This is a genomic window from Pseudomonas sp. NA-150, from assembly GCF_044336365.1.
In the GTDB taxonomy this organism is placed as follows: Bacteria; Pseudomonadota; Gammaproteobacteria; order Pseudomonadales; family Pseudomonadaceae; genus Aquipseudomonas.
The window spans coordinates 5580099-5592523 of the sequence record NZ_CP172305.1 but is presented as its reverse complement, the minus strand read 5'-3'; the positions used below and the strand labels follow the sequence as shown (position 1 = coordinate 5592523).

General features: G+C 57.7%; 18 protein-coding genes. 6 read left to right on the top strand and 12 right to left on the bottom strand.

The window, feature by feature from the left end:
- Positions 1-56: 56 nt before the first annotated feature.
- The 3 genes from ACF0H7_RS26280 to cysZ form a co-directional block, all read right to left on the bottom strand.
- Complete coding sequence (locus tag ACF0H7_RS26280) at positions 57-569, bottom strand: hypothetical protein (RefSeq protein ID WP_397449751.1); 513 nt, start codon at positions 567-569, stop codon at positions 57-59.
- 301 nt (positions 570-870) lie between these two features.
- The gene (locus tag ACF0H7_RS26275; RefSeq protein WP_397449750.1) at positions 871-1209 is read right to left on the bottom strand and encodes a hypothetical protein; all 339 of its coding nucleotides are present in this window, start codon (positions 1207-1209) and stop codon (positions 871-873) included.
- 200 nt (positions 1210-1409) lie between these two features.
- Positions 1410-2171: a sulfate transporter CysZ gene (gene cysZ / locus ACF0H7_RS26270; protein WP_397449749.1), complete on the bottom strand. Its 762-nt coding sequence runs from the start codon at positions 2169-2171 to the stop codon at positions 1410-1412.
- Between the two features lie 248 nt (positions 2172-2419).
- On the opposite strand from cysZ, the gene ACF0H7_RS26265 reads away from it, so the two are divergent.
- Positions 2420-3019, top strand: coding sequence for a peroxiredoxin (locus ACF0H7_RS26265; RefSeq protein ID WP_397449748.1), 600 nt, complete (start codon positions 2420-2422; stop codon positions 3017-3019).
- Positions 3020-3182: 163 nt separating this feature from the next.
- On the top strand, positions 3183-4145 hold the full coding sequence (gene trxB / locus ACF0H7_RS26260) for a thioredoxin-disulfide reductase (protein WP_397449747.1): 963 nt from the start codon (positions 3183-3185) through the stop codon (positions 4143-4145).
- A 61-nt stretch (positions 4146-4206) separates the two neighbouring features.
- On the opposite strand, the gene ACF0H7_RS26255 is transcribed toward trxB, so the two are convergent.
- The 6 genes from ACF0H7_RS26255 to ACF0H7_RS26230 form a co-directional block, all read right to left on the bottom strand.
- Positions 4207-4548 carry a HopJ type III effector protein gene (locus tag ACF0H7_RS26255; protein WP_397449746.1) on the bottom strand — a complete coding sequence of 114 codons (342 nt, stop codon included), beginning with the start codon at positions 4546-4548 and terminating at the stop codon, positions 4207-4209.
- Complete coding sequence (locus ACF0H7_RS26250) at positions 4541-4837, bottom strand: DUF1244 domain-containing protein (RefSeq protein ID WP_397449745.1); 297 nt, start codon at positions 4835-4837, stop codon at positions 4541-4543. The genes ACF0H7_RS26255 and ACF0H7_RS26250 overlap by 8 nt, the downstream gene beginning before the upstream one ends.
- Positions 4838-4998: 161 nt before the next feature.
- Positions 4999-5370, bottom strand: a complete 372-nt coding sequence (folX, locus tag ACF0H7_RS26245) for a dihydroneopterin triphosphate 2'-epimerase (RefSeq protein WP_397449744.1) — start codon at positions 5368-5370, stop codon at positions 4999-5001.
- A 2-nt stretch (positions 5371-5372) separates the two neighbouring features.
- Positions 5373-5933, bottom strand: coding sequence for a GTP cyclohydrolase I FolE (gene folE, locus ACF0H7_RS26240; RefSeq protein WP_397449743.1), 561 nt, complete (start codon positions 5931-5933; stop codon positions 5373-5375).
- A 22-nt stretch (positions 5934-5955) separates the two neighbouring features.
- A complete protein-coding gene (folM, locus tag ACF0H7_RS26235; protein ID WP_397449742.1) occupies positions 5956-6666 on the bottom strand; it encodes a dihydromonapterin reductase in 711 nt (236 codons plus the stop codon).
- Between the two features lie 167 nt (positions 6667-6833).
- Entirely contained in the window at positions 6834-7403 is a 570-nt protein-coding gene (locus ACF0H7_RS26230) for an antibiotic biosynthesis monooxygenase (RefSeq protein WP_397449741.1), read from the bottom strand.
- A gap of 199 nt (positions 7404-7602) precedes the next feature.
- On the opposite strand from ACF0H7_RS26230, the gene ACF0H7_RS26225 reads away from it, so the two are divergent.
- A complete protein-coding gene (locus ACF0H7_RS26225; RefSeq protein WP_397449740.1) occupies positions 7603-8553 on the top strand; it encodes a MerR family transcriptional regulator in 951 nt (316 codons plus the stop codon).
- Between the two features lie 18 nt (positions 8554-8571).
- Here ACF0H7_RS26225 and ACF0H7_RS26220 read toward each other — a convergent pair whose 3' ends face one another.
- On the bottom strand, positions 8572-9180 hold the full coding sequence (locus tag ACF0H7_RS26220; protein ID WP_397449739.1) for a hypothetical protein: 609 nt from the start codon (positions 9178-9180) through the stop codon (positions 8572-8574).
- Between the two features lie 52 nt (positions 9181-9232).
- Complete coding sequence (locus ACF0H7_RS26215) at positions 9233-9694, bottom strand: PAS domain-containing protein (protein WP_397449738.1); 462 nt, start codon at positions 9692-9694, stop codon at positions 9233-9235.
- Between the two features lie 98 nt (positions 9695-9792).
- On the opposite strand from ACF0H7_RS26215, the gene ACF0H7_RS26210 reads away from it, so the two are divergent.
- Entirely contained in the window at positions 9793-10248 is a 456-nt protein-coding gene (locus tag ACF0H7_RS26210; RefSeq protein ID WP_397449737.1) for a flavodoxin, read from the top strand.
- On the opposite strand, the gene ACF0H7_RS26205 is transcribed toward ACF0H7_RS26210, so the two are convergent.
- A complete protein-coding gene (locus tag ACF0H7_RS26205; protein ID WP_397449736.1) occupies positions 10230-11126 on the bottom strand; it encodes a LysR family transcriptional regulator in 897 nt (298 codons plus the stop codon). The two genes, ACF0H7_RS26210 and ACF0H7_RS26205, sit on opposite strands and share 19 nt — an antisense overlap.
- Positions 11127-11242: 116 nt before the next feature.
- Between ACF0H7_RS26205 and ACF0H7_RS26200 the strand changes: the two genes are divergently transcribed.
- Together ACF0H7_RS26200 and ACF0H7_RS26195 are read left to right on the top strand one after the other, a co-directional pair.
- Positions 11243-11629, top strand: coding sequence for a CidA/LrgA family protein (locus ACF0H7_RS26200; protein ID WP_397454027.1), 387 nt, complete (start codon positions 11243-11245; stop codon positions 11627-11629).
- Positions 11619-12305: an LrgB family protein gene (locus tag ACF0H7_RS26195; RefSeq protein ID WP_397449735.1), complete on the top strand. Its 687-nt coding sequence runs from the start codon at positions 11619-11621 to the stop codon at positions 12303-12305. Before ACF0H7_RS26200 ends, ACF0H7_RS26195 begins: the two co-directional genes overlap by 11 nt.
- Positions 12306-12425 lie beyond the last annotated feature (120 nt).

The following is a 12425-nucleotide window of genomic DNA, read 5'->3' as shown; positions in this document are numbered from 1 at the left end:
GGCTATTGCTTATGGTTGGCTGCTTCAGGATGATTTACCTGAAGCAGCCAACCAGGTCACCAATCTCCCAGTCGTTTGAATTCATCAGGAAGGGCATCGTTGTAGGCGAAAATTTTTTCCAGGATGTTTATCCCGGGTGTGCCTTTGGCTATTTCTGCCTGATACAGGGCGGATCGGCCAACTTGCATCTCATTTCGTACCTGTGAGTAGTAAGAGTGTATTTCACCCGTGTAGATTTCTCCGGTACTCGCTATTCTCATTATTGGCAGTTCACTGCAGTCCATTAGCGGTGAATCGAGTGAATCGTACGCATACGACTGCGCGAACATATCCGCCTTCTCGGGGTCCGCCTTAGCCTCCCCTAACACCCACTCATGGACCTCAGTCGCTTTCGCACTGCGCACATAGGGTTTGCTGAAATTGTCAGCCGTAACCCCCTTCAACGTGTCAGCAAAAGTTTTACCCGGATTACTATTTTGCGAGGCGCTGACAGCGCTGCTAAGTGTCGACGAAGCGTTGGATTTATAAGCTACAGGAAACAATAGGGTCACATCATTTTGCATGGTCATATCACTCCATAATAGTGGCATGATAGAAAACGCAAAACAGATGCCAGTCTTGGCAGTATGATTGTTACCAGATATGAAGAGCCTATATTGCTCGGCGATAATCGGTTAATAAGCCTGTTGGCGAAGTAAAGCGGATGCAGGTTAACTACGTGCGTGCTGGAAAGCGGCAAGTACTTGCCGTTACTGGGAAATGATGCCCGTCGCGTGATTGTTTCCAGAAAAGCAAATCGGATACACCCGAGTAGGTGTATCCGACGGTTTTTTTCTGATCCTTCGCGAGCAGTCTCAGAAAAAAGCTTGCTTAGCTGTACGCACGAACCAGCGAGCGCATCACATTACCGATTTTTACAAAGTAAGGCCCGGTGACGCGATGTGCGTCGTCGAACGAATAGGCGACCGAGAACAGGCCCATATGGGCTGCGCTGGAGTAGTCCGGTTCATATTGGTTCAGGATATGGGTCACGGCTTCGTCGGTCAGCGATTGGCAATAAATGACAACGCCATCCGGGGCCACGCCGTTGATGTAGACGGCGTCGGGGTCGATGTTCCAGGCTGCCAGTTCATTGATCAGTACTGGGCGAACGGTATCACGCAGGTTGTTCCAGCCTTCGCGGGCGGCGGATTGTGCAGTGTTAGACATGATTTCTTCCTTTTTAAGAGGCCCGGTTATTTTGAGCGTCCTGCTCAAATAGATGTTCACCGGGCCCGGTCTGTTGGAAGCGCTATTAGAAAGGCTTGGGTCGTGTCGACGTGTATAAACAAATATTGAGATGAAACTAATTATGTCCAGTGGGCAGTGGCTTTGATCATCAAGCCTTCATATCAACTGCCCGCGATGTTTCAGCTTCGACGTTTTTCGACCACCAGCGCCTCAGCCCCACGCTCCCTTACCCAGAACAACGTCGCCCCGGCCACCGCCGCTGGCATCATCACCACGTTGACCCCCGGAATCAGCAACACCAGATAAACGATGCTGCCGAAGCTCAGGCTCTGCCAGCGTTTGGCGCGCAGCCAGGCGAGCATGTCTTGCCAGCTCATTTTGTGGTTGTCGGCGGGGTAGTCGATGTACTGAATCGCCATCATCCAGACGCCAAACAACAGCCACAACGGCGCGGCAATGAGGTTGACGGTGGGGATGAAGGACAGGATAAACAGCCCGATGGCCCGTGGCAGAAAATAACCCAGTTTGCGCATTTCCCGGCTGAAGGTACGCGGAACCATTTCGGCCAGTTCGCCCCAGCTAAAGGTGGGGAAGTCGTCGGTGCCGCGTAGCACCACTTCGACTTTCTCCGCGAGAAAGCCGTTGAAGGGCGCAGCGATGACGTTGGCGATCATGGTGAAGGTGAAGAACATGATCAACACCACCAGTGCCACGAACAGCGGCCAGAGGATGTAGTTGAGGAAGCTCAGCCAGTTCGGCAGCTCCGGCATAAAGGTGTCGACCCACATGCCGAACTGATGCAGGGCGACATAAATCAGGCCACCGAACAGCAGCAGGTTGATGGTCAATGGCAATAGCACAAACAGTCGCAAGCCGGGGCCGAGGACCAGTTTCAGGCCTTCGCGCAGGTATTGTGGGCCGGACAGAACAGGGGCGGGCATGGCAGCCTCCGAGCAGTGGAAAACGGGCCGACCTTACCGGCTTTGTGCCAGCGGCGAAAGCGGCGACATTCACGGTAACAAACCTGGCAGCGTAAAGTCTGTTGTCTTACGCAGATACACGCTTATCCGGATAGATCCTGCCTATGAGGTGGATTGTGAATCGATATTTCCTTAATCTGCGCGTCCTCGATAAGCTGCTCGCCATCTTATCGGTCTTCCCGTAAAAATTTGATGTCCAAGGAGTCTTAATGAGCGTTCTGGTAAACAAGCAAGCCCCGGATTTTGACGCAGCAGCGGTATTGGGCAACGGCTCCATCGTCGACAGCTTCACTTTGTCGGCACTGCGCGGTAAATACGTGGTTCTGTTTTTCTGGCCGCTGGATTTCACCTTCGTGTGCCCGTCCGAGATCATCGCGCACAACAACCGCATGGCTAAATTCCGTGACCTGGGTGTTGAAGTGGTGGGCGTTTCCATCGACTCGCAGTTCACTCACCACGCATGGCGCAGCACCCCGGTCGAGAAAGGCGGTATCGGTGAAGTTGAATTCACCATGGTAGCCGACGTTAAACACGAAATTACTCGCGCTTACGGTATCGAGCACGCTGACGGCGTGGCATTGCGCGCTTCGTTCCTGATCGACAAGGCTGGCGTGGTTCAACACCAGGTCGTCAACAACCTGCCACTGGGTCGTGATGTCGACGATATGGTCCGTCTGGTTGAAGCACTACAATTCACCGAAGAGCACGGCGAAGTTTGCCCTGCCGGCTGGCGCCCGGGCCAAAAAGGCATGAAGGCTGACGCACAAGGCGTCGCTGACTACCTGGCCGAGAACGCCAAGTCGCTGTAAACGTTGGTGCAATAGCCTGGCTGCGGCTTCGGTCGTAGCCTCACATTTTCAGGATTGCCGTGTTGTAGGTACTTCCCCTGGTCCCTGTGCAGTCCTTTTTATTCCAGCCGGTCTGCCGGCGTTCCGACCTCGCGTAACGATGGCCGGTCAATAGGAGTGTGTCATGTCTGATGTACGTCATTCCCGAGTGATTATTCTCGGCTCCGGCCCTGCCGGTTATAGCGCAGCGGTCTACGCGGCACGCGCCAACCTCAAGCCTCTGTTGATTACTGGCATGCAGGCCGGCGGTCAGTTGACCACCACCACCGAAGTCGACAACTGGCCGGGCGACCCCCATGGCCTGACCGGTCCGGTGTTGATGGAGCGGATGAAAGAGCACGCCGAGCGTTTCGAGACCGAAGTGGTGTTTGACCACATCAATGCGGTCGATCTGGCCGGCAAGCCGTTCAGTCTCAAGGGCGACAACGCAACCTACACCTGCGACGCCCTGATCATTGCCACCGGTGCCAGCGCCCGCTACCTGGGCCTGCCGTCGGAAGAAGCCTTCATGGGCAAAGGCGTATCGGCCTGCGCAACCTGCGACGGTTTCTTCTATCGCAACCGTGAGGTCGCTGTGGTGGGTGGTGGCAACACGGCTGTTGAGGAAGCACTGTACCTGGCCAACATCGCCAGCAAAGTGACCCTGGTGCATCGCCGCGAAACCTTCCGCGCCGAGAAAATCCTGATCGACAAGCTGCATGCCCGTGTTGCCGAAGGCAAGATCGTGCTCAAGCTGAACGCAACCCTGGACGAAGTGTTGGGCGATGGCATGGGCGTCACCGGTGCCCGTCTGCGCAACAACGACGGCAGCAGCGATGAGCTGAAAGTCGACGGCGTATTCATCGCTATTGGCCACACGCCGAACACCTCGTTGTTCGAAGGCCAACTGGAGTTAAAAGACGGCTATATGGTGGTTCAAGGTGGTCGCGACGGTAATGCGACCGCGACCAACATCGCCGGTGTGTTCGCGGCAGGCGACGTGGCTGACCACGTTTACCGTCAGGCGATCACCTCCGCTGGTGCGGGCTGCATGGCGGCACTGGATGTTGAGCGTTACCTCGACGGCCTGCAGAACGCTTCGTTCTAAACGCCTGTCGACAGGTACAAAAAAAACCGGCCTCGGCCGGTTTTTTCATGTCGCCCGAACGTCAGGCTTTGCGGGTCAGCGGCTCGGCGGCGAATTTAACCCCGGCCAGGCCATGGGCGATCAGCGCGCGGATATTGCCGTGGTCGCTACCGTCAGGCGTGGCCTGCACGGAGCGGTAGTGCTCGCCGAACGCGAGCAGGGCTTCGTCGTCGCTCAGACCTTCGAGCAAGGCCAGGCCCAGGGTTTTGCACGAGCCTTCGTTCTGCCCGGCAGCGTTTTCGACGCTGCCGTTGCTGAACGCCTGAGGCTGGTAATCGTAGCCCGCAGCGATGAACGCCAGGGTGTCGGCAAAGGTGTGTTCGCCGCTGCGCAGACGGGTGCGCAGGGTTTCCAGATCAGTCATGCTTTTTTTCCTTGGCGAACGCGGCTTGCTGCTCGGTGCTGGCTTCTTGTTGGTATTGGCTTTTCCACTCGCTGTACGGCATGCCGTAAACCACTTCGCGGGCTTCGTCGATACTGACGTCGATCTGTTTCTCGTCGGCGGCGGCCTTGTACCACTTGGACAGGCAGTTACGGCAGAAACCGGCGAGGTTCATCAGGTCGATGTTCTGCACGTCTTTGCGGCTGTCCAGATGCGCGACCAGCCGGCGGAAGGACGCGGCTTCCAGTTCGAGGCGTTGTTGCTCGGTCATGATGGGACTCTTGGCAGGCAATGAATGGGGTAGATGATAAGAGCCTGAGCGGTGGGCGGCAAATATTGCAGGAACGGGCTTGCCCGCGATCAGAGTTGATGAGGTGAATCTGACCTGACACCATCGCGGCAAGACCGCTCCTACAGGGTATTTCGGCGGATTCAGCGCTGAGCGGCGAGGGTGATCGAGACTGATTCTGCGAAACGCAGTGCGTGCGGTTTATCCACTTCGACCTCGGCATACGAAACCGCATTGTGGCTCATCACCAGATCCAGCACTTCCTGGGTCAGGCGTTCAAGCAGCGCGAAGCGATTGCCTTCCACATGCTGGATGATCGCCTTGGTGATGGTGCGATAGTTGAGGGCGTGGTCGATGTCGTTGTCACGCACGGCATCTTGCGCCGCGTAGAGAATCGTCAAATTAATCAGCACGTCCTGCTTGTTGAGAATCTCGTCCTCGTTGATGCCGATGAAGGTACGCAGGCACAAGTCTTTGACCCTAATACGGGCCATTCCTGGTTCGAGTCTTGACATGGTTATTTGCTCCGTCCGATCAATTGCAGGAATTCCTGACGGGTTGTGCTCGACTCGCGAAAGGCCCCGAGCATCACTGAAGTCATCATGGTCGAATTCTGTTTTTCGACGCCGCGCATCATCATGCACATGTGCTGAGCCTCGATCACCACGGCGACACCCGCAGCGTTGGTGACGTCCTGAATTGTGTCGGCGATCTGCCGCGTGAGGTTTTCCTGAATCTGCAATCGGCGGGCAAACATGTCGACGATGCGGGCGATTTTCGACAGCCCCAAGACTTTTCCCGTCGGAATGTAGGCCACATGGGCCTTGCCTATGAATGGCAGCAGATGATGCTCGCACAGTGAGTACAACTCGATGTCGTTGACGATCACCATCTCATCGTTGTCGGAGGCGAACAGTGCACCGTTGACGATCTCCTCGACGCTTTGCGCGTAACCATGACACAAGTACTGCATGGCTTTTGCCGCGCGTTTGGGCGTGTCGAGCAAGCCCTCGCGTTCAGGGTCTTCCCCCAGACCCACCAGGATCTCGCGGTAGTGTTGCGACAGCGATGACGTCATCAAGAGATCCTCACGGGGCGACTTATTTAAGGTGCCGTCCGCCGTTAACAGTCAGAGTGGTGCCGGTTACATAGGGATTGTCCAGCAGATACCGCAGGCTTTGAAAAATCACCTCGGCACCGGGTTCGAAACCCAATGCAGATTTGGCCAGGGTCCTGGCGCGGTACGCCGCGTCGTCGTCGGGTTGAAACATTAACAGCGCCGGGGCAATGCCGTTGACCTTGATCCGTGGCGCGAACTTGGCAGCGAACGACAGCGTCAGGCTTTCAAGCCCGGCTTTGCTGGCACAGTAAGCAATGTGCTTGCTGCTGCCCTTGCGCGTCACGTCGTCGCCGATATGGATGATGTCGGCGGTCGGCGAGCGATGCAACAGCTCGGCACACTGCAGGTTGATCAGGTACGGCGCCAGCATGTGTACGCCGAACATGCGGGTAAAGGCAGATGCTTCGTTACCGGGTGTTTCTTCCTGCCATTGCGAGGCGTTGTGAACGATCGCGCGCAAACTGTCGGTGTGGCTTTTGAGTGCGTCGATGAACGCCAGAATACCGGTTTCGTCGACGAAGTCGGCATGAATGGCCACGGCACCCAGCTCGCGAAGTTGTTGGACTCCGGGACGTTCGGTGCGGTAGCTGAAGATGACCGGATAACCTTCGGCCAGCAGGCGTTTTGCGCAATGCAGTCCGACTCGCTGGCTGGCGCCGGTGATCAGAATCGGGGGGGTGGAAAAAGCCATTGGCAACTCGCGCATCACAGTGGGGACGGAAACCAGTTGCCGGCAGGCAGATCATGATTAGCTGGCTATCCAATGCAGCAAAGTTATACCAATGAACCATTCGTCACAACCGGAGCACGAATAACCTGCATCGCGCGAGGTGCAGGTTGTTCGGTGGGGGTGGCAGGTCAGCGGCTGGGGGCGGATCCAGCGGCGCCGACACGAGAACGAGGCGCGCTGTGCAGCCACGCGGCGAGCAAGTGCGTGGACAGCGGAATGAACAGGAACACCATCAAGGGCGTCAGTGCCAAAGTGCTGAGCAGCACTCGGGTCAGCAGGTTCAGTTCGCTGAGTAACGGCCCCAGGAGAAAGTTGAACAGCAGCGAAACCGGAAAGAATGCCAGCCAGATAGCCACCGCTTGTTTCCAGCGTGGCGGACGGTGCCCGGCAGCACCGAACCAGCCGTCGATGCCACTGACCCGATGCTCGGACGGCTGCGCGAACAGACCACTGCCGCGCACCAGCCAGGTGCTTCTCGACACGGAATGCTCCCAGGCGTGCAATGTGTGTTCATCGGCGAAGCGGAAAATGATCTGGAATTCGTCATCGCCAGGCGGCGGGGCCAGCACGCCGGAGCCCAGGTAACCGGGGAAGTCGGTGGCAAGTTGTTCACCTTCACGCAGCCAGGCAATCAGTTCCTGATAGCGGCCTTGGGCGACACGGCGGGCAACCATCAAAGTGACGGGTGAGGTAGACATTGTGTATCTCCGTAGACGGGGCGACGTTCCCGGGTAGGGAATTCACAGAGCGCAGCACCGGGGTGGTGGGCTGCGCTGGACAACAAGCAAGGATTATTCCTGATTGGCAGAAATAAGCCAGAGGCCGGAAGACACTGGGCAGTGCATCCATCTGGATCCAACGTGTAGAATGTAGTGACTGCTTAAAGCGATGCCTACCATGACTGAATCTGTGACTGGTTCCACCTTCAGTGGCAGCCTGAAACAAGAAGAGTTATTCCCCATTCGCGAAGTATCGCGCATCACCGGGATCAATCCGGTGACGTTGCGTGCCTGGGAGCGTCGTTACGGGCTTATTCAACCGACCCGTACCGACAGTGGCCATCGTCTGTATTCTCAAGCCGATATCGATGAAGTCCGCAGCATTCTCGGCTGGATCGAGCGCGGGGTGTCGGTCAGCAAAGTCAGCAAGATATTGGCCAAGGCAGCGGTCGCAAAAAGCGCCTCCGGCAACGTCCAGGAGGACGGAACGCTGCGTGAATGGAGTGAGTGGCAAGCCCAGGTACGGCGTGCCACCAGCGCCTTTGACGAGCGTCGCCTGGAGCAGTTGTACGGCCAGATATTTTCCAGTTACCCGCTGATCGTGGTGTTTCAGGACATCCTCATGCCGCTATGGCAAGAGTTGCTGTTGCAACAGGACCAATTCGGTCAAATCAGTGAGTGGCTGTTTCTCGACAGTTTCCTGCGAGCTCGCGCCTTGCAACGCGTGCAAATGTCGCGCGGCGTGTCAGAAGTACGGATCGTGCTGGCGGCGATTCCGGGCCAGTGTCGTGAGCTTGAGTTGTGGGTCGCGGGGTTGTTGATGGGCAGCAACGATACATCGATCAGTGTGCTGGCCCTGGGGCAACCCTTGGAAGAATTGAGCCTGGTCTGCGAAAAAATCCAGCCACAGGCGCTGGTGCTGTATTCGAATCATCCGCCGACCGCGGATTTGCCTCGACGTTTGCAGCGGCTGGCGTTGACGCTGGATTGTCCGGTGCTGCTGGCGGGCGAGCAGTCAGACCTGGCGCAAGACGGGCTGGTGGGTACTCCGATTGCCTGTCTGGGCAGCGACGCACGTCTGTTTCCGCGACGTTTGCAGCAGTTTCTGGCGGGGCATATGGATACCTGAGTCGCAAATGCCGCTCAGTCAATCGTGCGGGGCGGGATGTACCAACTGATGCTGTTGCAGGATGTACTGGCGCAGGCGTTCAGTGTCTTCCTTGTTTCGCTGGCTCAAACGGTACGCCGCCAACCCTTGCTCGGTCAGCCGTTCGAACGTGCCGCGCAGTGGGATCGGCGCATGGCCGGGCGGGCTGAACCAGAGGGCGAAGTATTTCGGTGGCTTGGTCGCCTTGCGGTTTTCCAGCAATACCCCTTTGAACGAGATTTCGTGAACCCACATGGCGGACAGCGCGCCTTTTTCGGTTTCCAAAGGCAGCGGCTCCGACAGGCTCAGCCGCCACGGACGAACCAACGGTCCCAGCTCTTCGAAAATGGTCGGGGCGCCCAGGCGCAGGTGGAGGGCGTGAAACTCATCCTCCACCAGATGCAGCGGAAAGGTCATTTGCTGGTTCTGGAACTGCGCCTGAATCGTGACTTGCTCATGCGCTGCCAGACGAGTCAGCAGATCTTGAATTTGCACACCGCCGTTCACCATCAAACTACGCGAGGCATCACGCAGGTTCAGGTTCGGGTTGTGTTGCATGTTCTGAATGAAATCCAGCTCGTCCTGAGTGAGTAGGGCATCGCGTTGCATGATAAAGCTCGATAAAAGCGGTTATTGAATATGCAGACAACAAATTCAGAACTTAGTTTGCACCGTTGGTCATTTTCAACGATTCAATTTCCGCCCTTGCCTGCGCCAATTGTGCTTCCAGTTCGATGACACGGTGTTGCGCTTCCACTTGGGTGGTCACGTCTTTTTGAATGCCGATAAAGTAGGTCAACTGATCGGCTTCGTTGAACACGGGGGTGATGGATAATTCGTTCCAGAATGAGCTGCCGTCCTTGCGGTAGTTGCGCAGCACCTCACGGCAGTGCTTTCTTTCGGCGATCGCCTTGCGCACCACCTCGATGCCGGGTTGGTCGCGGTCGGCGGCCTGCAGGAAGCGGCAGTCGCGGTACAGAATGTCCTCCACCGCAAACCCGGTGAGGTTTTCAAAACCCTTGTTCACGTAGATTAGAATGTTGTCATCACCCTCCTGTTCGGCTACCACAATTCCGTCCTTGGAGGCGTTGATTACCAGTTGCAGCAGTTTTGCGTTGATCATGGAAACGTTCCGTCATGATTGCCGAATCAGCATTCTAGGACAGGATCTTCGCTTCAGGCACAATGCCATCCGTTTTTACTGGGTTACAGGATCTATTTATGAAAGTCGTCATTCTTTCCGGGTCGGTCTACGGTCAAGCCGAAGAAGTCGCCCGGCACGCCGAAGGCATCCTGCGCGATGCGGGCCACGACGTGCGACACAACCCGCGCGTGACCTTGGCCGATCTGCAGGCCTTCGCTCCCGAAGCGTTTCTGGTGGTGACCTCGACCACGGGGCTGGGCGAATTGCCTGACAACTTCCTGCCGCTCTACTCACAAATTCGCGATGTGTTGCCGCAGGCTTGGCGCGGGCTGCCCGGTGGCGTCATCGGTCTGGGCGATGCCAGCTACGGCGATACCTTCTGCGGCGGTGGCGAGCAAGTACGCGAATTGTTTGCCGAGCTGGGCGTTCGTGAAGTGCTGCCGATGCTGCGCCTGGACGCCAGCGAAACGGTCACCCCGGAATCCGATGCCGAGCCTTGGTTGGCAGAGTTCATTCAACTGCTGGGGGCGTGATTCGCCTGTTCCCTTAGCAGGGACAGCCAGGCTTGTGCGGCTTTTGACAAGTACGCACCCTGGCGCCAGATGAAGGCGATGTCCCAGCGCAGGTCAACCGGCGCGGTCAGTGTCAGCCGCACCACGCCGGGCCGTACCAACCCTCGGGCGACCACGCTGGGCAGCAACACCACACCCTGGCCCGCCGCCACCAGCGCCGCGAGAAAGTCGGCCTGGCCGCTACGTCCACCCTCTTTGGGGGTGAACCCCGATTGTTGGCAGGCCTGTAGCAGCCGATCGTTGAGCATGAAGCTGCGCTGATACAGCAGGAACGGCGTGTCTGCCAGTTGTCCAAGCTCGATCTGTCCGGCGTTGGCCAGCGGATGGTCAGCGGGGACCAGCGCGTCCAGCGGTTCGTTGCAGAACGGTTGATAGGAAAAGTCCGGGTTATTCGTCGTCAGGCTGCCGCCCAACTCCAGTTCACCGCTCAACACCGCATGTTCGATGTTCCGGCTGCCGTCCTCGATCAAATGAATGTTGATGTTCGGATAGCGCCGCCGGTACTCGGCAAAGGGTTTGGCGAACAAGGCGTCGCTGCCCAGAATCGGCAAGCCCAGACGCAACTCGCCCCGCACCAGATGGCTCAGGTCATCCAGCTCATTGAGCAACTCTTTGCGTAATAACAGCATCTCTTCCGCCCGTCGCAGCACGACGTGGCCGGCGGCGGTCAGGCTGAGTTGTGAGCCGAGGCGATCCAGTAGCGTCACGCCCAGGCTCTGCTCCAGCTGCGCCACTTGCTTGCTGACCGCGGACTGACTGACGTGCAGCGTTTTCGCCGCGTGGGTAAAGCCGCCCGCGCGCATGACCTCGACGAAGCTGCGTAGCTGTTTGAATTCCATGCTCGTTCGACCGTGGTGATTTCATGATTCCAGTTTGGAATGCATTCAAGTCTAACAATTCGCTTTTGGGATAGCAGCCCCCTCATTAAACTGCGGTCCTGGAGGATTTAATGAATATGAAACGCTCCACCCTGCAACACCTCGCTCGCCTGTTTTCGGAACTGGGCATTTTGCTGGCGATTTACCTGTTCGGCGGTCAGCTCGCGGCCTGGCTGCATTGGCCGATTCCCGGCGGTGTGATTGGCCTGGCGCTGCTGTTGCTGGCGTTCGCGCTGGGTTGGGTGAAACCGGCTGCATTGCAGTTGGGCGCGGGATTGCTGCTGGCCGAGATGCTGCTGTTCTTTATCCCTGCGTTGATGAGCCTGCTCGACTATGGCGCGCTGATGCGCAATGAGGGCTGGCGGATCATGCTGGTCATCGGCGTCAGCACCCTGCTGGTCATGGTGGTGACGGCCTGTACGGTTGAAGTGATGTGCCGCTGGAGGGTACGCCGTGAAGCTTGAGCCGATGCCGCTGTTTTGGCTGGCGCTGACCCTCGTTGCTTACGCCTTCAGTCGTTGGATCTACCAGCGTACCGGGCGCTATCTGCTGTCTCCGTTGATACTCGCACCGCTGCTGCTGTTTGCGGTGGCCGTGCCGTTGCACACCGCCTATGCCGAATACTCCAGCAACACCCATTGGTTGATGCTGGTGCTGGGGCCGGTCACCGTGGCCTTTGCCATTCCTATCTGGCAACAACGTCAGCTGTTGTTGATGCATTGGCCAGCGCTGCTATTGGGCATGCTTGTGGGCAGTGCGGCGTCGATCGGCAGTTCATTCTGGCTGGCCAAGGGATTATCTCTGGACACCTCGGTGACCATGTCACTAGTGCCGCGCTCAATCACCACGCCGTTTGCCATGCCGCTGGCCCATGACTTGGGCGGCGTGCCGGAGTTGACGGCGGTGTTCGTGATGTTCACCGGCGTATTCGGCGCCTTGCTCGGCGGCGTACTGCTCAAGTGGCTGCCGCTGCGCAGCGCCTTGGCCCGTGGCGCCTTGTTTGGCGTAGGAGCGCACGGTGCGGGTGTCAGTCGCGCCCGTGAGGTTGGCGGCGAAGAGGGTTCGGTGGCCGGGCTGGTGATGGTCCTTACGGGCCTGCTGAATCTATTTGCGGCACCCTTGTTATCGGCTTTGCTCTGAGATGACTCGCTAGGCCAGTAAGCTGGCTGCCAACGCAACTACGACCCCTCGCGGCTCTGACTAGACTGATCGGCACAACAATCATAACGCCCCACCAAAAAGTGCCGAGGTGAACCCGTG